Source organism: Bartonella sp. B12(2025) (assembly GCF_053795135.1).
Genome location: NZ_CP200031.1, coordinates 1,034,006 through 1,054,174, shown reverse-complemented (window position 1 = coordinate 1,054,174; position 20,169 = coordinate 1,034,006). Strand labels below are relative to the sequence as shown.

17 protein-coding genes and 3 pseudogenes are annotated in these 20,169 nt (G+C 38.7%); 8 read left to right on the top strand and 12 right to left on the bottom strand.

Annotated features, from left to right (window positions below; all coding sequences use genetic code 11):
• The first annotated feature begins 29 nt into the window (after positions 1 to 29).
• Complete coding sequence (locus V3564_RS04620; protein WP_455480424.1) at positions 30 to 1,280, top strand: CCA tRNA nucleotidyltransferase; 1,251 nt, start codon at positions 30 to 32, stop codon at positions 1,278 to 1,280.
• A 332-nt stretch (positions 1,281 to 1,612) separates the two neighbouring features.
• Here V3564_RS04620 and V3564_RS04615 read toward each other — a convergent pair whose 3' ends face one another.
• Entirely contained in the window at positions 1,613 to 2,089 is a 477-nt protein-coding gene (locus V3564_RS04615) for a tRNA (cytidine(34)-2'-O)-methyltransferase (protein ID WP_455480423.1), read from the bottom strand.
• 781 nt (positions 2,090 to 2,870) lie between these two features.
• On the opposite strand from V3564_RS04615, the pseudogene V3564_RS04610 reads away from it, so the two are divergent.
• A pseudogene (locus V3564_RS04610) lies at positions 2,871 to 3,267 on the top strand (cytochrome c1); the annotation flags it as partial.
• A gap of 111 nt (positions 3,268 to 3,378) precedes the next feature.
• Positions 3,379 to 3,819 carry a PRC-barrel domain-containing protein gene (locus tag V3564_RS04605; RefSeq protein ID WP_455480422.1) on the top strand — a complete coding sequence of 147 codons (441 nt, stop codon included), beginning with the start codon at positions 3,379 to 3,381 and terminating at the stop codon, positions 3,817 to 3,819.
• 156 nt (positions 3,820 to 3,975) lie between these two features.
• On the opposite strand, the gene ychF is transcribed toward V3564_RS04605, so the two are convergent.
• Entirely contained in the window at positions 3,976 to 5,079 is a 1,104-nt protein-coding gene (gene ychF, locus V3564_RS04600; protein WP_455480421.1) for a redox-regulated ATPase YchF, read from the bottom strand.
• 256 nt (positions 5,080 to 5,335) lie between these two features.
• Between ychF and V3564_RS04595 the strand changes: the two genes are divergently transcribed.
• Positions 5,336 to 6,103, top strand: a complete 768-nt coding sequence (locus V3564_RS04595; RefSeq protein ID WP_455481458.1) for a L,D-transpeptidase — start codon at positions 5,336 to 5,338, stop codon at positions 6,101 to 6,103.
• Positions 6,104 to 6,225: 122 nt separating this feature from the next.
• Here V3564_RS04595 and pth read toward each other — a convergent pair whose 3' ends face one another.
• Both pth and V3564_RS04585 read right to left on the bottom strand, forming a co-directional pair.
• A complete protein-coding gene (pth, locus tag V3564_RS04590) occupies positions 6,226 to 6,807 on the bottom strand; it encodes an aminoacyl-tRNA hydrolase (protein WP_455480420.1) in 582 nt (193 codons plus the stop codon).
• A gap of 78 nt (positions 6,808 to 6,885) precedes the next feature.
• Positions 6,886 to 7,512: a 50S ribosomal protein L25/general stress protein Ctc gene (locus V3564_RS04585; RefSeq protein ID WP_455480419.1), complete on the bottom strand. Its 627-nt coding sequence runs from the start codon at positions 7,510 to 7,512 to the stop codon at positions 6,886 to 6,888.
• 285 nt (positions 7,513 to 7,797) lie between these two features.
• Here V3564_RS04585 and V3564_RS04580 point away from each other — a divergent pair, with 285 nt between their 5' ends.
• Positions 7,798 to 9,306: a helicase HerA domain-containing protein gene (locus V3564_RS04580; RefSeq protein ID WP_455480418.1), complete on the top strand. Its 1,509-nt coding sequence runs from the start codon at positions 7,798 to 7,800 to the stop codon at positions 9,304 to 9,306.
• Here V3564_RS04580 and V3564_RS04575 read toward each other — a convergent pair.
• The 4 genes from V3564_RS04575 to lgt all read right to left on the bottom strand — a co-directional run bounded on the left by V3564_RS04575 (position 9,295) and on the right by lgt (position 13,505).
• The gene (locus tag V3564_RS04575; RefSeq protein ID WP_455480417.1) at positions 9,295 to 10,227 is read right to left on the bottom strand and encodes a ribose-phosphate pyrophosphokinase; all 933 of its coding nucleotides are present in this window, start codon (positions 10,225 to 10,227) and stop codon (positions 9,295 to 9,297) included. The genes V3564_RS04580 and V3564_RS04575 overlap by 12 nt on opposite strands.
• A 467-nt stretch (positions 10,228 to 10,694) precedes the next feature.
• Complete coding sequence (gene pgeF / locus V3564_RS04570) at positions 10,695 to 11,486, bottom strand: peptidoglycan editing factor PgeF (RefSeq protein WP_455480416.1); 792 nt, start codon at positions 11,484 to 11,486, stop codon at positions 10,695 to 10,697.
• Positions 11,487 to 11,572: 86 nt separating this feature from the next.
• The gene (locus V3564_RS04565) at positions 11,573 to 12,652 is read right to left on the bottom strand and encodes a class I SAM-dependent methyltransferase (protein ID WP_455480415.1); all 1,080 of its coding nucleotides are present in this window, start codon (positions 12,650 to 12,652) and stop codon (positions 11,573 to 11,575) included.
• Complete coding sequence (lgt, locus tag V3564_RS04560; RefSeq protein WP_455480414.1) at positions 12,627 to 13,505, bottom strand: prolipoprotein diacylglyceryl transferase; 879 nt, start codon at positions 13,503 to 13,505, stop codon at positions 12,627 to 12,629. Before lgt ends, V3564_RS04565 begins: the two co-directional genes overlap by 26 nt.
• Positions 13,506 to 13,770: 265 nt before the next feature.
• Between lgt and V3564_RS04555 the strand changes: the two genes are divergently transcribed.
• Positions 13,771 to 14,049 (top strand): accessory factor UbiK family protein, encoded by a 279-nt coding sequence (locus V3564_RS04555; protein WP_455480413.1) that lies wholly within the window; start codon positions 13,771 to 13,773, stop codon positions 14,047 to 14,049.
• 339 nt (positions 14,050 to 14,388) lie between these two features.
• Positions 14,389 to 14,889 carry a YbjN domain-containing protein gene (locus V3564_RS04550; protein ID WP_455481457.1) on the top strand — a complete coding sequence of 167 codons (501 nt, stop codon included), beginning with the start codon at positions 14,389 to 14,391 and terminating at the stop codon, positions 14,887 to 14,889.
• A gap of 52 nt (positions 14,890 to 14,941) precedes the next feature.
• Here V3564_RS04550 and V3564_RS04545 read toward each other — a convergent pair.
• Together V3564_RS04545 and V3564_RS04540 are read right to left on the bottom strand one after the other, a co-directional pair.
• Positions 14,942 to 15,223: pseudogene (locus V3564_RS04545) on the bottom strand (ATP-binding protein); the annotation flags it as partial.
• A gap of 8 nt (positions 15,224 to 15,231) precedes the next feature.
• Positions 15,232 to 15,692, bottom strand: a pseudogene (locus V3564_RS04540) (response regulator); the annotation flags it as partial.
• Between the two features lie 147 nt (positions 15,693 to 15,839).
• Between V3564_RS04540 and V3564_RS04535 the strand changes: the two are divergent.
• Positions 15,840 to 16,490, top strand: a complete 651-nt coding sequence (locus tag V3564_RS04535) for an MBL fold metallo-hydrolase (RefSeq protein WP_455480412.1) — start codon at positions 15,840 to 15,842, stop codon at positions 16,488 to 16,490.
• A 70-nt stretch (positions 16,491 to 16,560) separates the two neighbouring features.
• Here V3564_RS04535 and V3564_RS04530 read toward each other — a convergent pair whose 3' ends face one another.
• Together V3564_RS04530 and uvrB are read right to left on the bottom strand one after the other, a co-directional pair.
• Positions 16,561 to 17,187: a BA14K family protein gene (locus V3564_RS04530; protein ID WP_455480411.1), complete on the bottom strand. Its 627-nt coding sequence runs from the start codon at positions 17,185 to 17,187 to the stop codon at positions 16,561 to 16,563.
• Between the two features lie 634 nt (positions 17,188 to 17,821).
• Positions 17,822 to 20,167, bottom strand: coding sequence for an excinuclease ABC subunit UvrB (gene uvrB / locus V3564_RS04525; protein WP_455480410.1), 2,346 nt, complete (start codon positions 20,165 to 20,167; stop codon positions 17,822 to 17,824).
• Positions 20,168 to 20,169 lie beyond the last annotated feature (2 nt).

The window sequence follows — 20,169 nt, the reverse complement described above, 5'->3', positions numbered from 1 at the left end:
TGAGAACAGCTTTTTTGAAAGGTTAAAGGGTGAGCATAAGGCAAAGTTTCAAACAGGTTGGGTGGTTGCAGCATAGTGGTATCCAAACACTTCTTCACTTTTTGTCTTTGGATGGTGAAGAGGCGCGTGTTGTGGGTGGGGCTGTGCGTAATCAGCTATTAGAGCAACCTATTAGTGATATTGATATTGCTACAACCTGTTTGCCGCAACAGATTATAGCGCGTGCAGAAGAAGCAGGATTTAAATCTATTCCTACAGGTATTGCGTTTGGCACAGTAACAGTAGTTGCTCAATCATGTTCTTATGAGGTTACAACTCTTCGCTCTGATATTGAAACAGATGGCCGCCACGCAAAAGTGGCGTTTGGTCGTGATTGGAAAAAAGATGCTGAACGGCGAGATTTTACGATTAATGCGCTTTATTGTGATGCTGTTGGCCACATTTATGATGATGTGGGAGGCTTGAATGATATTGCTAGCCGAACAGTGCGCTTTATTGGTGTTGCAGAGAAGCGTATTCGCGAAGATTATTTGCGTATTTTGCGATTTTTTCGCTTTTTTGCTTGGTATGGTGCAGGGCGGCCTGATGTACAAGGATTGAAAGCATGCGTTTATTTAAAACATGGTCTGCAAAAACTTTCATCTGAGCGTATTTGGGGTGAGATGAAAAAACTTCTCGCTGCTTCAGATCCAACACGTGCTCTTTTATGGATGCGGCAAGGCGGAATCTTGACACTCATTTTCCCTGAAACAGAAAAATGGGGCATTGATGCAATCCACTCATTGGTCAAAGCAGAACAGGCTTTTGGTTGGAAAATCGATCCGTTGTTACGGCTAGAAAGTCTTCTCCCTCCTGATCCTATACGTCTTCATGAAATGGCGCAGCGCTTGCGTTTATCTTATAAGGAAACAACGCGCTTAAAGGAATGGGCAAAATTGGAAATGATTAGCCAAAACTGTTCAGATGGTCTTGTACAAAAACTGATTTATTTTCATGGTCGACAGCCGATTTTAGATCAATTATCTCTATCTGTAGCTTCATCATATGTTGATGCTATGGAGGGAAGCGGGATTTCGCAAAAAGCAGAAGATTATGTCAGGCTTTATCGGCTTGCGCAAAAATGGCAGATTCCGACTTTTCCTGTTAATGGCAAGGATTTGATGAAGAAAGGTTTATCTAAAGGAGCGTTTTTAGGAGAAAAGCTCAAAGAGCTAGAAATGATATGGATTGAAAGCGGATTTTTAATGGATCGTAATGCATTATTAGAAAAAATTGATTAATAATACAGATTTTTACAAAGACGCTTTTGGTATTTTTATAATAGGGTTATTTATAGCTGTTTGTTTTATAATTGCTCAATTATTGGTAGCAGAAATGGTGCGGCGAAATGTTATGCGTCAAAATTCTCATTTAACTCTACTTAGTTTTTGATGATTTATAAAGGTATTCCGTAGGTTACCCAGAAGCATAATCGAGAAGTGTAAAGTTTTAATGGTATCGTAGGATTCTAGAGAGATGTGGTGATTGCATTCTTTTGAAAACTGTTAACTATGTGCAGAGTAATAACACTTTTATCAATACATGAAATCTCTTAATGAGATTTTTGTATTTTCTATAAAGTTTTTATTTTTTCATTATAACCAATTTGGCGAAGCGCTTCTCCTGTTGTTATAGCCACACTCATTGCAAGGTTTAAAGAGCGCGTGTGTGGTTGCATAGGAATTTTCAATGCGTAATCAACGGCTTCATGGACATAATTGGGAACTCCTGCCGATTCACGACCAAAAAGTAAAACATCGTTTTTCTGATAGCATATCTGCGTATAGCATGTTTCTGCTTTGGTACTTAAAAGCAAAAGACGATGGCTAAAACGTTTCATAGTGCTTATAAAATGTTGCCAATCAATGTGTCGCTCTAGGGAGGCGTATTCAAGATAATCCATACCTGATCGCTTAAGGTTGCGATCCGACAGATTAAAGCCTGCTGGTTCAATAATGTGAACATGTAAACCAAAACAGGCACTAAGACGTAGAATTGCTCCGGTATTACCAGCAATATCGGGTTGAAAAAGAGCAATGTGAAGCGTCATATCCCATATAATAGGATTTTTTCTTTGTGTTTGTAAAGAGGATCTGTGGTTTATCGAAAAATATAATTGGAAAGCACGTGGTTTTACGTTTAGCTATTATTTACTTTAGATTGCAAAAAAAGTTACCTACATAGGTTTGTCTGAAATAAGAAAGAGTGTACCTCCTATTATATTTCACCATACTTGAAATGGATTGGTTCATTATGGTAAAAAAACGAAACACTTGCAAAATGAGGTTGGGTTATTAATTTCAATTTGAATCATCAAAATGTGTCTTCTATGTAAAATTTGGTTGGAGCTAGAATGACGGAATTTATAGGTTTTGTTGAATCGAAAGCTAATTTTATTTGGAAAAATGCAAAAGATTTATAGGATGAATTCAAGCATACTGATTTAAGTAATTTTACTTTGCTATGACAATTGAAGTGTGTGTTGGAATCAACGTGTGAAGTCGTACGTGATGCCTATAAAAACTTCATAAATGGTGGATATTAAGCTTGATCTAATTTTACGTTAGACTGCAGGTTAGCTCTTTTTATTAAGCCTTTGAATATTTATTCTCAACACTAGAGAATATTCAAATACACTGCAATCTTGAAGATTATATGACTCTGTTCTCCGATAATGCACGCGGCATCTTTGAGAAATTCAATTTTTCCAATACAATAAATTGTAATAACATTTTGGGGTTACGTGCTGGTTTCAGGGATGATGTCTGCCTAAGCTGCTTCAGTGGTTTTTTGTTTTTTTAAACTATGAGGGCATATGTGCGCGCCATATCTTGCCATTTCCTGCTTTGATTATTTGGTGTATTAACTCATTATAATACTGCTGGTTCAGATTGTATTACAGCTCTTTTAAAAGGGTATCAGAAGGAACCAGAGAACATAAAAAATGCTGATAGTTTTTATTTATTGCAAGTAATTCTTTAGCTATGGTGCTTCCTTTGAGGAATGCTATTGTTTTCTATGAGGATGAAAACCAGAAACCGTTGAACATTATGTGCGCGATGTCTCTGCTTTTTTGATGTGGGCTGCTGGTCCCCACATGGAGATTAGTAAAAAAACAGTTTTCATGTTACCTTATTTTAAATCATTTTAGGAGGGCTTGTTTATATTTTAAAAGGCCGTATCTGGCGTGGTTTAGAAGAGGAATTTGAGAAGGAAACGAAAGATTGAAAAGGAGAAAAGGCAAGGAGCACTGGTTCTAGTAGAGCGTAGGGAACAAATCTGATTATGGTGCATTGAGACTTTGTAAAGTAAAAGCAAAGTAAAAACGGAGATTTTAAAATGAAAAAAATTGCATGTACTACTCTTATGTCAGTTTTGATGGCTTCTAGTACTTATGCTCAGTCTTTCGCAGTGTCTTCTAAACCTGAAGTGATTTCTTCGACGGGTATTGTACAGGTGGGTTCAGATATGTCTGTGCGTTATGTTACACCTTTAGCAACTGATTTTGTTGCTTCGAGCCTTATTGGTGCAAATGTATACAATATAGAAGATGAAAATATTGGTGAAGTAAGAGATATTATTCTGCGTAAAAATAATATTGCGGGGTTTGTTATTGCTGTTGGTGGTTTCCTTGGTATAGGTGAAAGTTATGTGGTTGTTTCTCCAGAAGCAATCCAGATGACAAATGATTATGGCAAGTGGAAGCTTATTACGAATGCGACAAAGAATTCTTTAAAAGATGCTCCAACATTTAAATATGAAGGACGTTGGACACGCTAATTTCGTATTTCCATTCTCTATGAATAGAACAGTTGCTGTCATCATGCATGATAGCATTGTTTTTTATGCAGGATATCTTTTGAAAGGTTCAGCAACAATTGCATATATGCAATTGTTGCAACCCCTTCGAGATACAGCATTAAGACAAAGTAGATATTAGGTATTATGTTTAAACAACATGATATCGCCGTCTTGCACAATGTATTCTTTGCCTTCATCGCGGGCTTTTCCTGCTTCTTTTGCGCCGTTTTCTCCCCCTAGAGCGATATAATCATCGTAGCTGATGGTTTGGGCACGAATGAAGCCACGTTCAAAATCTGAGTGGATAACACCAGCTGCCTGAGGTGCTTTAGTGCCACGTGTAATTGTCCACGCTCGTGTTTCCTTAGGGCCACAGGTGAAATAAGTAATTAGGTCAAGTAAATGATAGCCAGCGCGAATGAGGCGATTTAGACTCGGTTCAAAGAGCTCTAGGGTATTAAGATATTCTGAGGCTTCTGCATCATTAAGTTGGGTGATTTCAGCTTCAATGGAAGCGGAAATGATAATGCTTTGAGCATTTTGCTCTATTGCCATTTTTTCAACTGTTTGGGTAAAGCTATTTCCATGTGCGGCGTCATTTTCGCTTACATTGCAAACATAAAGTACAGGTTTGGAAGTTAAAAGATTCAAACTATCAAGTATACGGCGTTCATCGGAAGAGATATCTTTGAGTAATAGCCGGACAGGACTACCGTTCTGCAGTAAATTTAATGCTGCCTCCATTATGGGAAGAATTGTTAGAGCTTCTTTATCTTTTCCAGTTGCACGTTTACGGATTTGTACGATTCGTCGCTCAAGACTTTCAAGATCCGCAAGCATAAGTTCCGTTTCAACAGTTGTGGCATCAGAAATAGGATTAATGCGTCCTTCTACATGAGTAATATCTTCATCTTGAAAACAGCGTAAAACGTGGATAATAGCATCGACTTCACGGATATTGGCTAAAAATTTATTACCTAAACCTTCACCTTTTGAAGCGCCACGTACGAGTCCGGCAATATCAACAAAACTGATGCGTGTGGGAATGATTTCTTTTGAACCAGCGATAGAAGCAACTTTTTCCATTCGCGAGTCTGGAACAGCGACTTCACCGGTATTGGGCTCGATTGTACAAAAAGGATAATTGGCAGCTTGTGCTGTGGCTGTTTTTGTTAGTGCATTAAAAAGGGTTGATTTACCAACATTAGGTAATCCCACAATACCGCATTTAAAACCCATGAGTGTCTTCTTTTCTGTTGATTTTATCAAGATAGAGAGCTTCTTTGGTTTTTTATAGCATATTTTTAGAAGAGTCATAGTCTTCTCCTGCTGTATGAAAGGAAAAAGTCTATGTTGAAAAAATAAGTTGCCTTTTTTTTCATATTTTACGTTCTCTATTTTAATGATAAAGAAACTTCAAATTGATGTTAATAGTGCGCTAAGTTTTTCATAGTATATAAGTTTGCATAAAGAATTAATCGGAGAAAGTATAAGAGTGTTATCTCGTCGGTCTTTTTTAATTGCAGCACCTTTGGCTTTGGTTGGATGTGCTACGCGTCAGTTAGATATGTCGTTTGTTTCTTCACAACAGGCTCGACATGTTCCAGAAGAAATGCAGGCCTTGTACGGCCCTATAACAAATGAGCCTTATTCATTGCCTGCTGTTGATCTTTCGACAATTGATCCAAGATTTTGGCGTCAGCAAGTGACTTATTACACATCTTATCCAGCTGGGACACTGGTTGTAGATATGCAGGATTATTTCCTTTACCTTGTTGGTGAAAATGGAAGAGCTTTGCGTTACGGTATTGGTGTTGGTAAGGAAGGGTTAGCATTTGAAGGCGAGGGAATTGTGCGGCGCAAGCGTCGGTGGCCAAGTTGGGCTCCTACGGCGGCAATGATGGCTCGAGAACCAGAACGTTATGGTCATTTGGGACGAGGAATGCCACCGGGACCCGATAATCCATTGGGTGCACGAGCACTTTATCTTTTCAGAAATGGGCGGGATACACTTTTCCGCATTCATGGCTCACACGAGTCGTGGTCAATTGGACGTGCTGTTTCAAGTGGTTGTATTCGTTTGCTCAATCAAGATATTATAGATCTTTATGATCGTGTTCCCATTGGTTCGCGTGTGGTGGTACTGCAAAACGTTGAAAGTGCACCTAGATTTTTAGATCAACAATTGAATGTGTACGATCCGCTACAGTCCACTATTAATCCAAACGATTTTTTTAATTCCAAAAAGGATGAATTTGGCTAGCGTCGGTTGATAATTTGGGGCATTACTAACTTAATGCTCTCCCTCTCAAAAAAGGGATTGCTATGTACAAAAATTGCACAAGGACATATTGATTTATTTTTGTGTCTTAGAGAAATAAGCTGTTATGGCAGATCTTTGTTTTTTGTTGCTTGTGAGATTTTATTCATAAAGAGACACTTGTCACCTTTTATGAGGAGAGCAATGTTTTTTGCAACTCCGTCTAATAAAGGAAGTAACCACTCTTGGTCGGATTTTGTAAAATTTCCTAGAACATGCTGATGAACAAGTTCTTTGGAACCAGGATGTCCGATTCCTAAGCGTATACGGCAGTAGTCAGTGCCACAATGGGCATCAATGGATTTTATACCATTATGTCCGTTATTTCCTCCACCGACTTTTACACGTACTTTTCCCGGTGGTAAGTCTAGCTCATCACAAATGATAATTAAATTCTTCAAATCTAATTTATAAAATCGCAAAGCTTCACCAATGGCTTGTCCAGAGAGATTCATGAAAGTTTGGGGTTTTATAAGAAAAGTTTTTTCATCATTTATGAGACCGTTAGAGATTGCGGCTTGAAATTTTTTTGACCATGGAGAAAAAGAGAGGGCCTGATAAATGGCATCAACAGCCATAAAGCCGATATTATGTCGGTTATTTTGGTAATGCAAACCAGGATTGCCAAGACCAGCAATAAGCCACATGTGTACCTTCAGTAAAGTATGAGGGAGTTGAATATCTAAACGGTTAAGGCGGGAAAATTTCCCGCCTATTAAGATTTGTCAATCTTCTTCGTTGCTTGCGTCATTCTCTTGTTTTGAAGTTTCATCACCGACATCCATATCAGCAGGAGCTGCGATGGTTGCAATGGTAAAGTCTCGATCTTGAATAACTGGAGCAACACCCTTTGGTAGTTGCACCGCTGAAATATGGATAGAATCACCAATAGAATAGTTGGAGAGATCAATCTCGATTGCTTCAGGGATAGCATTTGCTAGAGCGGTACATTCAATTTCGTGGCGAACAATATTTAAGACACCTCCCTTCTTAATGCCGGGAGCTGTATCTTCATTGAGAAAGTGTACAGGAATATTCACTTCTACAATAGATTTTGCTGAAATACGCAGAAAATCTACATGTAAGGGAAAATCACGGACAGGATCCAATTGGTAGTCTTTTGGTAAAACCATAATTTTTTGTTTACCAATTACAATATTCGCAACAGTGGTACGAAAGCCACCGGCATGAATTTTGTAGAAGATTTCTTTATAAGAAACTGCAATTGCCAAAGGAGGCTGTTTGTCACCGTAAATGACAGCAGGAATGAGACCGTTGCGGCGAAGTTCACGGGAGGACCCCTTACCAACCCGCTCGCGTATTTCGGCCTTAAGAGTATAGCTTTTGCTCATAATTTAAGTCCTTTTACATGATTGGAGATTCATCAAAAACCAATAACAGTTTTTGTATGAATATGAAGATATGCGCTGGTAAGCAGCGATTGCTCCATTCTGCGTTGCCTCCAAGGGTGTCTACGCAGAAGCTATTCCTATAATTCAAACCATTCGCAGATGCAAGAGTTGTGGGAAAAATCGATGATTTCTATCGTTAAGAAAGAGGAAATGTTACAAGCATGGTTTGGATGGAGAGTAAACAAATACTAGCCGATATATTCAAAATCAAATACTGGAGATGTTATGAAGGTTGAGATCGCTTTGGGTGAGATGGCAGAATGTTGTGCTTTGCGTCAATCGGTGCCGGCATTCGTTGATCTTGAAGAATTATTGGCGACGCGTCTTCTTGTGCAAGGCAATTCCGGTTCAGGAAAATCACATCTTCTTCGACGTCTTCTTGAACAAAGTGCTTCATGGGTACAACACTGTGTAATTGATCCAGAGGGTGATTTTATAACTTTGGCAGATAAATTTGGTCATGTTATCGTTGAGGCTCAACGGAGTGAAAAAGAACTGACGCGTATTGCCCATCGAATTCGCCAACATCGGGTTTCAGTGGTGTTTAACCTTGAAGGTTTGGATACTGAACAACAGATGCGCGCTGTAGGTGCATTTCTTGGTGCACTGTTTGATGTGGAACGTGATTATTGGTATCCTGTGCTCGTCGTGGTTGATGAAGCACAATTATTTGCTCCAGCTGCGGCAGGAGAAGTTTCTGATGAAGCGCGTAAGACTTCGCTTAGTGCTATGACCAATCTTATGTGTCGAGGGCGCAAACGTGGTCTTGCTGGTGTCATTGCTACACAGCGTTTGGCTAAGCTTGCCAAAAACGTAGCTGCTGAAGCGTCAAATTTTTTAATGGGACGGACTTTCTTAGATATTGATATGGTGCGCGCTGCTGATCTTTTGGGAATGGAGCGTCGCCAAGCAGAAATGTTTAGAGATCTTGAGCGCGGTCATTTTATAGCCTTAGGGCCCGCTTTATCACGACGCTCCTTACCTATCGTCATTGGCCCTGTTGAAACATTAGCACGTTCTGCTAGTCCAAAATTAATGCCACTTCCAACAGAGCGGGCTGATGTAAAAGAACTCGTTTTTACTGCTTCATCAGAGGAAACTTTAATTTCATTTAAACAATCACGAGAGCCTGTAAGAGAAAAATCAATTCATGAGATGTTAGAAGAAGCTGTGCATAAAAAGCAAAAGTTACTGGAAGAAAAACCAAGTTTATTTCCTGAACTTTCTGTCGTCGATTGCGATATCCAAGCAGAACGTGTTATTCGGGAAATTCTTGATGATCCTGAGGCCTTCTATCGTTCAACAGCGGTGCTTTATCAAGATTTCTTGGTTCGTTGCCGTATTCATGGTATATCAGGAGATCTTTTAAATCTTTCACAATTTCGGCGTAAACTAGCTATTGCTCAAGCTTGTGTTGATGAAGAAACCGCTGTAAGTGAAGATTGGAAACGTATTTTACATATATCGGAAAGTTTGGAAGATGACGTTCAAGGTGTTTTTTTGAATGTGGCACAGGCTGCATTAACTGGAAAACCGTGCCCATCAGATGCGTTTTTGGCACGTCTTTATGGGACTCATTCTTTAAGTCGTGCACGCCGGCTTTTAACCTACTTTGAAGAGCGCGGACTCATTATTATTCATACACATTTTAGTGGTCAACGTGTCATAGCTCTCCCTGACCTTGGTGTAGAAACAGCATTAGGAGATCCCAAGGAACCAGTTTTAAGCGAATAAACTCGAGACAGATTGTTCTGCTGCTGTTCTTGCAATTGCTTCTCCAATGAGGTCGGAAATTGGCAAAACACGAATATTATGTGCTTTTTCAATCTCTTCTGTTGGCATAATTGAATCCGTAATAACCAATTCTTTCATTTCTGAGTTGGTAATGCGTTTGATAGCATTTCCAGAAAGAACACCGTGTGTGATGTAAGCTGTGACGCTATTGGCTCCATGTTTAAGTAGAGCACTCGCTGCATTGCATAGCGTTCCACCTGAATCAACAATATCATCAAGCAAAAGACAATCTTTTCCAGATACATCTCCAATGATATTCATAACCTCTGATTCACCGGGACGTTCGCGACGTTTATCCACAATAGCCAGCAAACTGTTCAAACGCTTGGCTAAGGAGCGTGCGCGTACAACACCACCGACATCAGGTGAAACAACAATAACATTTTCAAGGGAGTAGTGCATTTTAACATCGCGAGAAATAACTGGAACAGCGTAAAGGTTATCCGTTGGAATATCAAAAAAACCTTGAATTTGTCCTGCATGAAGATCCAATGTTAAAACGCGATGAGCTCCTGCTTCAGTAATCAGGTTGGCAACAAGTTTTGCGGAAATGGGGGTGCGTGGTCCAGGTTTACGGTCTTGGCGGGCGTAACCAAAATAGGGTATTACAGCTGTGATACGACGCGCTGAAGAACGACGAAGAGCATCAATCATGATGAGCAATTCCATCAAATGATCATTTGCGGGATAGGATGTGGATTGCAAAACAAACACATCTTGCCCGCGTACATTTTCATGTAATTCTACGAAAATTTCTTGATCAGCAAAGCGTTTGACGGTTGCTTTTCCTAAAGGAATATTTAAATAGTTTGCAACATCTTCAGCAAGGCGTGGATTAGAATTGCCGCAGAAAAGTTTCATAATAGTCCCTCTGAGTAATCACGATAAAATGTGACACGTCTTTTAACTTTTTACTCTTAAATTGCAAGGAAACAATTACTAAAGTATTAGAATTTTATCTATCATCGTTAAATGAGGTATAAGTTTTCCTTTTTTATGAGACTTTTTTTATTTTTAGAACAAAGTTTTTAGCTGTGGGGAAAAACACACATGATTGATTGAGCTTTTTGTATTATTTTATACAAAGAACAGCTTCAATATGAGCAATGTTTTATGTGTGAAATGAATGAAGGGGAGCCATGTTAAAAAAACTTCTCTTATTAGCTATCACAACCAAATATCAAAAAAAATAATAATCAAAGCATTCATATTCTGTGAATGAATAGATCATTTTTCGATACAAAAATATAGTATAAGAGAACTCATTTTTCATTTAGGAAAAAAATTTTGTTTTGCAGTTTTTGTATTCTCTTTTGGCAAAAAGGAACTTATTTTTTATTTTTCAGCACAATAGCAGAAATTTGTCGTCCATAATCAGGTTCATTGCGGTGTATTGCACGGCGATAGGAGAAAAAGGACTGTTCATTGTTATAGGTACAAAGATTCACACAAGAAGCATGAACTCCTGCTTCTTTTAGTTGATCCATAATGAACGTCCATAGGTTAAAGCGAAAGTGATTTAGTTTATCTGTTTTTAAAAAGTATTTTTGGAACTTACTATGGTAATCAATAAATTGGTTGTAAAATTCGCTTGTTACTTCGTAGTGACAAGGGCCAATACAAGGTCCAAGGACTGCTGTTATTGATTGTCTTTTTGCTCCTTGTTCTTCCATAACAGAAATTGTTTTCTCCACAATTCCATTTAAGCTTCCGCGCCAGCCAGCATGTGTTGCAGCGATGACGCCTTCTTGTGGATCAGCAAACAGAATTGGTCCACAATCTGCTGTAAGAATGCCGATTACGAGTCCTTGTGTGGTTGTAACGAGAGCATCAGCTTTAGGGGGTGCATCGATAATAGCTTGATTCACCACAACAACGTCACAGGAGTGTATTTGATTGACAGTGACTAAATTTTGCACCTCAACATCAAAATAATTGGCGATCAAAATACGATTTTGTACAATATGTTCAGGCTGATCATTTGAACTTTGGCCAACATTAAGGCTTTGATAAAGGTTTTTTGAAACACCGCCTTGACGTGTAAAAAATCCATGTTTTATCCCATGTGTGTGTAAAGCAGAAAGATCTTTTGCAAAGATGGGAACAGGAATAGGATTCATAAAAGTTTCTTATATGGATAGTTATTTTCAAAGCGAAAATGGTGTGTGAAATGCTCGTATTTGTCAATGAGCATTATTGTTGGTAATCAAAATCTAGGAGGCAAAGGTATATTTTTATCACTTACATGCAAGACTTTAAACAATTTTCCCATTTGATCTGGACCAGCGAGTCGTTCGATGTCGTGGTAGATTTTGTTTTGTAATGTAGCACTTTTATCGGCTCCAAGCTGTTTTGCGCGCTCCAGTAGCCCCATTTTTAAAAGAAAATCTCCTTGTTCTAGTATTTCAGCAAAACAACCTTGTTCAATGGCTATTTTCTTTAAAAAAGAAAAACCAACATGTGATGTTAAATCATGTTCGCCGGGAGCGTCAAAAATATTGCGGAATTTGTGTTTTGAGAGTGCTTGCAGTGTATCACCAAATGCAAGATCAGAGGCGCCATAATCGATAAGCAAGGCAGAACCTTTCATTTGTACTAAATGGTCACTGACTTTTTGCATTAATTGATGCCGTGAGGGTGCATGTTCAAAAATTGTTCCATCAGGTATTTCAGAATAACAGGATTGTAAGCAAGAAGAGGGAAGTTTATGTGGGGTAGCAATAAATACGAAATCTCCATCTTGATTCATTGTAATGCGGCGTTCTCTCCACTCTCCATTGACTTTAATATATTGGTTGATGGGGAGTGCATCGAAGAGCTCATTGGCAATTAAGAAGAGAGGTTTTGAGGGGATTTGATCAAAACTTTCAATGCTGTAGATTTGTTTTTGATAAGAGAAAAGACGCTTTTTTTGTTCTTTTGCGAGCTGTTGACTTATTTCAACAAGAAAAATTTCAGCAGCATTAAATGCTGTTGTGGATAATTTTTTAATGGTACGCAAAATATCATCCATGAGAGTTCCACGTCCTGGACCTATTTCAGCGAGAATGAAGGGGTGAGGACAATCTTGGGCTTTCCAGCTTGCGAGGACCCAAATTCCAATTATCTCTCCAAATAATTGACTTACTTCAGGCGCTGTTATGAAATCGCCAGAGCGCCCAAAGGGCGTTTGTGTTTGATAATAGCCAAATTGGGGATCTGTAAGTGCCAACGTCATATATTGACTGACAGTGATTGGTCCAGTGAGCGCAATAATTTCTCTAATTTTTTCTTTGAGGGTCGCCATGTTCTATAGATTTATGTTTGAAGGCCTGAAGAAGGAAAAAAATACCCACAAAAAGCATGGGAAGAGATAAGGCCATGCCATAGGTAAATCCAGTAGAATGAAAAAGGGCAGAAAACCATTCTGGATCTTCTTGAGGAGCACGGTAAAGTTCTGAAATACTGCGTGCTATTGCATAGCCTATAATAAATGTTCCTGCTACGGTGCCGGAGCGTTTTAATGCTTTGAAAGCAAAAATAATAATAAATAAGATAATGAAGAGAAGAAATCCTTCCATGAATGCTTCGTAAAGTTGGCTTGGATGGCGTGGTAGATGGTAAGGATCTAGGGGAAAGCAAACTGCCCAAGGTACTGTGGTAATATTGCCCCATAGTTCTTGGTTAATGAAGTTGCATATTCGTACAATGCCGATACCAATAGGGGCACCTGCAGCAATTATATCAAACATTGCTCGTATGTTGATATCGTTTTTATGGGCAAACCAGATCATTGCAATGGTGATACCAATGAGTCCGCCATGAAAAGACATCCCTCCATCCCATACTGCGATGATGGCGTTTGGATGGCTAAAGTAATAAATGGGATCCCATACAAGCACTTGTCCTAAACGACCACCAATAACAATACTGATGGCAGACCAGACAACAAAATCCCCTATCTTCTTTTCATCCATAGGAGGGTGATTTGTGTACCATAGGGTTTGTTTTTTTAATAATTTTTGTGCATACCACCAAGCAAAAAGAATGCCCACTACGTAGCCAAGTCCGTACCAATGAAGAGCTACGGGGCCTAAGTGGATAATTACGGGATCAATAAAAGATGGAAAAGCAATGGCTGGACAAGAAAGATTGTTCATGAGTTGAGCATTTCACATTTAAGATTACATAATATCCAGAAATGACAGATGAATGCACAATGGTCAAGTCAGAAGGGGGATGAGTTTCCACTAGTTTATAGTAGCGAAAGTTTATGGTGGTAAAAGGAGCATAAAAAGATCAAAGAAAAATCTGCATGATACGATAAAATCTATAATAGGGTAAAAGGAACAAATGCAGTATCTAAATGTTATGAAAATACGCTATAGTGCATGCGTCAATAATTAAAATTTAAGGAAAAACGTTATGCATAATGGATCAAACCGCATTCTTGATGAATTAGCAAAATTAGCAACAGATGCTGCTGACGTTGCACAAGGTATACGACGTGAAGCTGGAACAGCTTTTCGTTTGCAAGCTGAAAAAATAGTCAACAATCTTGATCTTGTTTTACGTGAAGAATTTGAAGTCTTTAAGGAGATGGTGCTGAAATTACATGCTGACAATGCTGATTTGAAAAAACGTCTTGATAATTTAGAAAAAACGCGAGCACAAAAAAATAAGGTAGTTTCTGTAAAGAAATGAAGTCTTAGAAAAAATATCCCCAATTTTTCAATGTGATGCATGAAGCTAAAAAATGCTTAATCCTGAGTCTGTTAGAGCAGATTATCCGTTTATTTTTGATTTTTTTTGAATCAGGGGGCTAGTACTGTGAAATTGTATCAATACACTGAAAAGACTTGATGATTCGTTTTATTATTATCAGGCTGCCGCAGGACGCATTATTGGGTTCTGGGTACGGTGTACTGTTGATGTTTTTAATGTGTATTTGTTTGTTGTAAAGGCTGTGATTGTAGCAAATGTTGTTACGGTTTAGGCGGTTTGTATTTTGTTGACAATGTTTTAATGTGATTGAGGGTTATGATGAGGCTTGCATTTTGCGCCACAGAAAGAGAAGAGCATCCTGTTGACTTTATTGAACAGATTGCCTGTAAATATGATTGGTCGTTCGAGCGGGATGCACAAGATGAAATTAGTGTTTGTGTGGAAGGGAAACGGACGAATTATCGTCTTTCATTTTCATGGATGGAAGAGCAGGAGGCACTTCATTTAGCTTGTGCATTTGATTTTTCTATTGAAAGTTCTCGAATGGCAGAAATGCATCGTTTATTGCTGGCAATTAATGAAAAACTGTTGCTGGGACATTTTGATTATTGGCAAGGGAATAATTCGGTTATTTATCGGCAGGGGCTTCTTCTGGCTGGTGGGGTGCATCCATCTCATGTACAGGTTGAAGCATTGTTAATATACGCGCTTAAAGTCTGTGAAAGCTATTATGTTGCATTTCAGATGGTTGCTTGGTCTGGAGAAAGCGCTGACAGGGCACTGCAATATACTTTGTTCGAAACTGTAGGGAATGCCTAAATCGTTAAATTTGTTTAGCGTTTTTTCTTAGAGATGATTTGTGAAATATTGCTCATAGGGGAATATCGATAATAGTGTGAAATTCCCCCAATAGGGTGTCACCGAGTTGAATGTTGTCTCCATGGCTACAATACTATATCTTGGGCAATAGAAAAGCCAAGTTTCGTTTTGCTTGCATTTTTTTCGTGTTTTATTGAGTTCTAAAAAATGGCTTGAATATTTCTGTATGCCTATTTTTATGAATTCCAGGTTCATTATCATCAATCGTCATAATGAAAGATTCTTGTTGGGATATGGCTATCAGTTTGACAGTGTTGGCGTAATAAAATGTATTTAGCATATTTTGTGCTCACGCTGTGCAATTGAAAATATATAGTTCAAAAATTATCTGCTCGATTTTAGGTTGGTTAGAAAGCCACGTCATAAAATGGCGTTGATGCGAAATGAAAGCTCACGAGGGTCAGACGGCTTAGCAAGATAGTTATCAGTGCTTGCTTATAAGTCATGGGATAGATTGTTTGTTTCCGACAAAGCTGTGAGTATGAGAGTGAGAACATCCTTTATGTGACGGAGTGAATAGGTGAGATCAATACCGTTTTTGTTGGGCGTTATGGCAGACACTATAAGGAGATCAAAGGCTAAGTTTATAAGCTGCCGTCTTGTTTTATCGACATTGGCTGCGACTGAAATGCTAAATCCATTTTTAATGAGAATTTGAACTCAGAGATTGCGAATACAGGCATCATCATCAATCACAAGAAGGTGAGGAGTCGGTCACACAAAACTTGAACATGATCGGCTATTCTTTAAAACCTTGACAAAAACTTAGTTTCTATAAAATTAAGTTTACATAAGTTGCATAAAGCTATCGAGCAGGTTATTTTACTCTATAAAGAGAAAGAAAATGTTATTTATAAGCTTGGAAAAGTTTTACTTTTGAAAAGGATATCATGGGTCATTTTAGTATACATATTATTCCAGTCACACCTTTTCGACAAAATTGCACTTTGCTTTTTGATAATGAACGAAAAGTGGGGGTTTTAGTTGATCCTGGTGGCGATTGGCTTCGAGTTCAAGAAGTGATCCGGGAAAAGGGTGTTACCATTGAAGCTATTTGGATAACGCATGGTCATTTTGATCACGTGGGAGCAGCGATGCAAGCTAAAGAGGCACTTGATGTTAAAATTATCGGTTCACACTGCGACGATAAGCCTGTGATGGATGCTGTAAGCGAGAGTGCAATAAGCTACGGCATTACTGATGCGCGCGTCTGCATCCCTGACCAATGGTTAGAAGACGGCGATAGCGTTCATTTTGCTGGACATATATTCAAAGTTTTTCATACACCAGGACATTCTCCTGGTCATGTTATTTATTTCAATGAAAAAGAACGCTTCGCTTTATTGGGTGATGTACTTTTTCGTGGTTCTATTGGACGCACAGATCTCCCCTTCTGTTCTCATGAAGAATTAATGAAATCTCTTAAGGAAAAGGTTTTACCTTTAGGCGATGACGTTCGTTTTATCTGTGGGCACGGTTCAGGAAGCCACTTAGGTTATGAACGCCAGCACAATCCCTTTCTTCAAAAGTTTAACAGATAACTGCGCAAAAAAACACTTTGAGGTGTTTTTTCTTGTCGCTTAAAACTGTTTTAGAAGAGTGTAACGGAAGTTAATTTAATGGGGCATAACAAAAGTGTTCCAATCCGTCATTGCCTCGAAAAGTACCTGTATTTGGGTTAAATGAGCGGTATTTTTTTCTGCAATATTGAAGCCAGTCAGTTGTACTTGTCTGTTGGATTGGCTTATATGTTGTCGTTGACTGAACTTCATAAATTACCTGACTTTGTGGAACTTCTTGATATACTACTTGGCGCTGTGGTATGGCTTGATAGACAATTTGTGGCTGTTCTGGCTGCTTTAAAGCATTGCCGAGAATTGTACCAGCGGCAAGACCGATAATGCCCGCTGCTAATGCATCCCCTGAGCCATTGCGATTCACATGATGTTGATGTATATGGCGGTGTGTTTTTGTCTCGCGTTCGATATATTTATGTGTTTTGCGTTCAATATGATAATGGTTACGCTCTCGCCTTTGATGCTCAGCATGATGGCGGGGATGATTATCAGAACGGATGTTTAAACTGTGAGAAGGAAAATCACTCCTTATTCCCTTCGTAATACTTCTATTATAGATTTCATGGATGAATGTTGTATCCGCAAATGCTGTGCCTAGTGGAACCAAAATAGTTGCCGTTGACATTGCTGATAATACCGCTAACTTAGCAAAATTTTTCATGGCGACACTCCTTATGTAAATTCTTATTGTTCACATTTTATACGCACTAAACTGAATATAATCTGAACGATTTTGGATTTTATTTTGATAACGAACAAAAAAGCATTTGGTTGAGAAAAAATTATAAAAACACAGGCCAAAACCGTAATAAAGGGTTGCTTTCAAAGTTACACTCTTTATTCAGATTAGCTTATAAAACTAGTATTTATAGCTACTTGCCTTTGTCATAATAATCAAAGTCACTATAGGATAATATTTTGGCATTTCTTTGTCTCATAAGATTTAAAATATGAACTACAGGGGAGTAAGCAATGGGTATAACTCTCATCATAGGTTTATAGTATTATGATAAAGCCTTACTTTACCTGTTATGGTTTATAAAAGTACTGTTTTGTTTAATTGCTTCGTAAAGAGGCTGATTATAAAAGTTTGGCTATGCAGTGTATCACTATGTGGATAGTTTTTGATATATGGAAGACATACCCTTTATTCATTTTTTTTGGTTTAGAGTTTAGAGGCGTTTTCTCGTAATAGCTTCTTTCTTAATATTGTTTTTTAGCTCATTTGAAGCATCTTGAGGTTTAGGGTATTCATTTTATGAAATGGTACACTTTACTGTTCATCTTATCAAGATTTATTTTGAACGGTTAAAGGGTTTTTGGTTATCGATTGGATAGAGTTTTTTTGTTTTCTTATCGTTTTTAAGAGTATTTCCGTGAGATTTTCTTTTTACTTTTCGTTTTTCTAAAATGCTAGTATCCATGGCTGGATCTGCGTTATCAAAATCTGGCTTGATCCCAAGATTTGATTGTATCATGGGCTCATGGATGAACTGTTCGTTATGATGTGTTAAGGGATCATCTGCGATTTCTAGTTCTATTTTCTGTAATTGTTTGATTTCATCACGAAGTCGCGCTGCTTCTTCAAAGTTAAGATCAGCTGCTGCTTCACGCATTGATTTTTCGAGATATTGAATATGAAGTGCTAAATTGTTGCCAAGCATATTATTTTGCATGATAGCATCAGGAATATTTGTGTGAGTATGGTAATTTTTACACCCTGAGTTGAGAATATCGTCGATATTTTTTTTGATAGTGGTTGGTGTGATATGGTGCTCTTCATTGTAGGCTATCTGTTTTTGTCTGCGTCTTTGTGTTTCTTGTAAAGCTCGTTCTATGGAGCCGGTAATTGTATCGGCATAAAGGATGACTCGTCCATCTACGTTGCGTGCAGCACGTCCGATTGTTTGCACAAGCGAGGTTTCGGAGCGCAAAAAGCCCTCTTTATCGGCATCTAGAATGGCAACAAAACCGCACTCTGGAATATCTAAACCCTCTCGAAGCAGGTTGATCCCGATTAAGACATCAAAGGCACCAAGCCGCAGATCGCGAAGAATTTCAATACGTTCTAATGTATCATTGTCAGAGTGCATATAACGTACACGAATACCTTGTTCGTGGAGATATTCTGTTAAATCTTCGGCCATACGCTTGGTTAGGACGGTTATCAATGTACGGTAGCCTTTTTGAATTGTTTTACGAATTTCGTTTACAACATCATCGACTTGAGTGCATGCTGGGCGTACTTCTGTCTCTGGGTCAATGAGCCCTGTTGGGCGAATAATTTGTTCAGCAAAAGTGCCATGAGATTGTTCTATTTCCCAGCGACCAGGTGTTGCAGAAACAGCGATAGTTTGCGGGCGCATGGCATCCCATTCTTCAAAACGTAAAGGACGATTATCCATACAGGAGGGTAGACGAAATCCATATTCCGCTAGAGTAGCTTTTCGTCGAAAGTCACCTCGGTACATGCCACCAATTTGGGGAATGGTTACATGGCTTTCATCGATAAAAACGAGAGCATTGTTTGGAATATATTCGAACAAGGTTGGTGGTGGTTCACCAGGCTTTCTTCCTGTTAAATAGCGTGAATAATTTTCAATCCCAGGGCATGAGCCAGTTGTTTCTAGCATTTCTAAATCAAAAATTGTACGTTGCTCTAAACGCTGTGCCTCTAAAAGACGTCCAGCTGCGTTTAATTCATCGAGGCGTTGGACGAGTTCCTTTTTGATTGACTTCATTGCTTGATTTAATGTTGGCCGTGGTGTTACGTAGTGTGAATTAGCATAAATCTTAATAGATTGAAGGTCGTCTGTTTTTTTTCCCGTTAGAGGGTCAAATTCAGTAATTGTTTCTACTTCATCACCAAAAAGCGAAATACGCCATGCACGGTCTTCAAGGTGGGCAGGAAAAATTTCAATTGTATCTCCTCGGACACGAAAGGAGCCACGAATGAAATTGAGGTCTTGTCGGTGATAGTGTTGTGCAACTAAATCACTCAGGAGTTGGCGTTGATCGAGTTTGTCACCTTTTGCTATTTGGAACGTCATGGCTGTATAGGTTTCTACGGAACCAATTCCGTAGATACAAGATACAGACGCAACGATAATAACATCATCACGTTCAAGTACAGCACGTGTCGCAGCATGGCGCATACGATCTATTTGTTCATTAATAGAAGATTCTTTTTCAATATAGGTGTCAGAGCGTGCAACATAGGCTTCTGGTTGATAATAGTCGTAATAAGAAACAAAATATTCAACAGCATTGTGGGGAAAAAAGCCTTTAAATTCTCCGTAAAGCTGTGCCGCTAGAGTTTTATTTGGTGCTAAGATTAGAGCAGGACGCTGTGTTTTCTCAATGATTTTGGCCATTGTGTAAGTTTTTCCTGAGCCGGTAATACCTAACAGGACTTGGGTACGTTCATTTTTTTCAATCCCTTCAACCAGAGTTTTGATTGCTTTAGGTTGATCTCCCGCAGGTTCAAAGGATGTTTTAAGTTGAAATGGAACGCCACCTTCAGATTTTTCAGGACGAACAGGGCGGTGAGGTGTCCATAATGCTCCGTTCTTAAAAAGAGGATTTCCTGAGGCAATGAGTGCAGAAAGGGCTTCCACTGTTGCTGTGAAACCATTTTTCATTG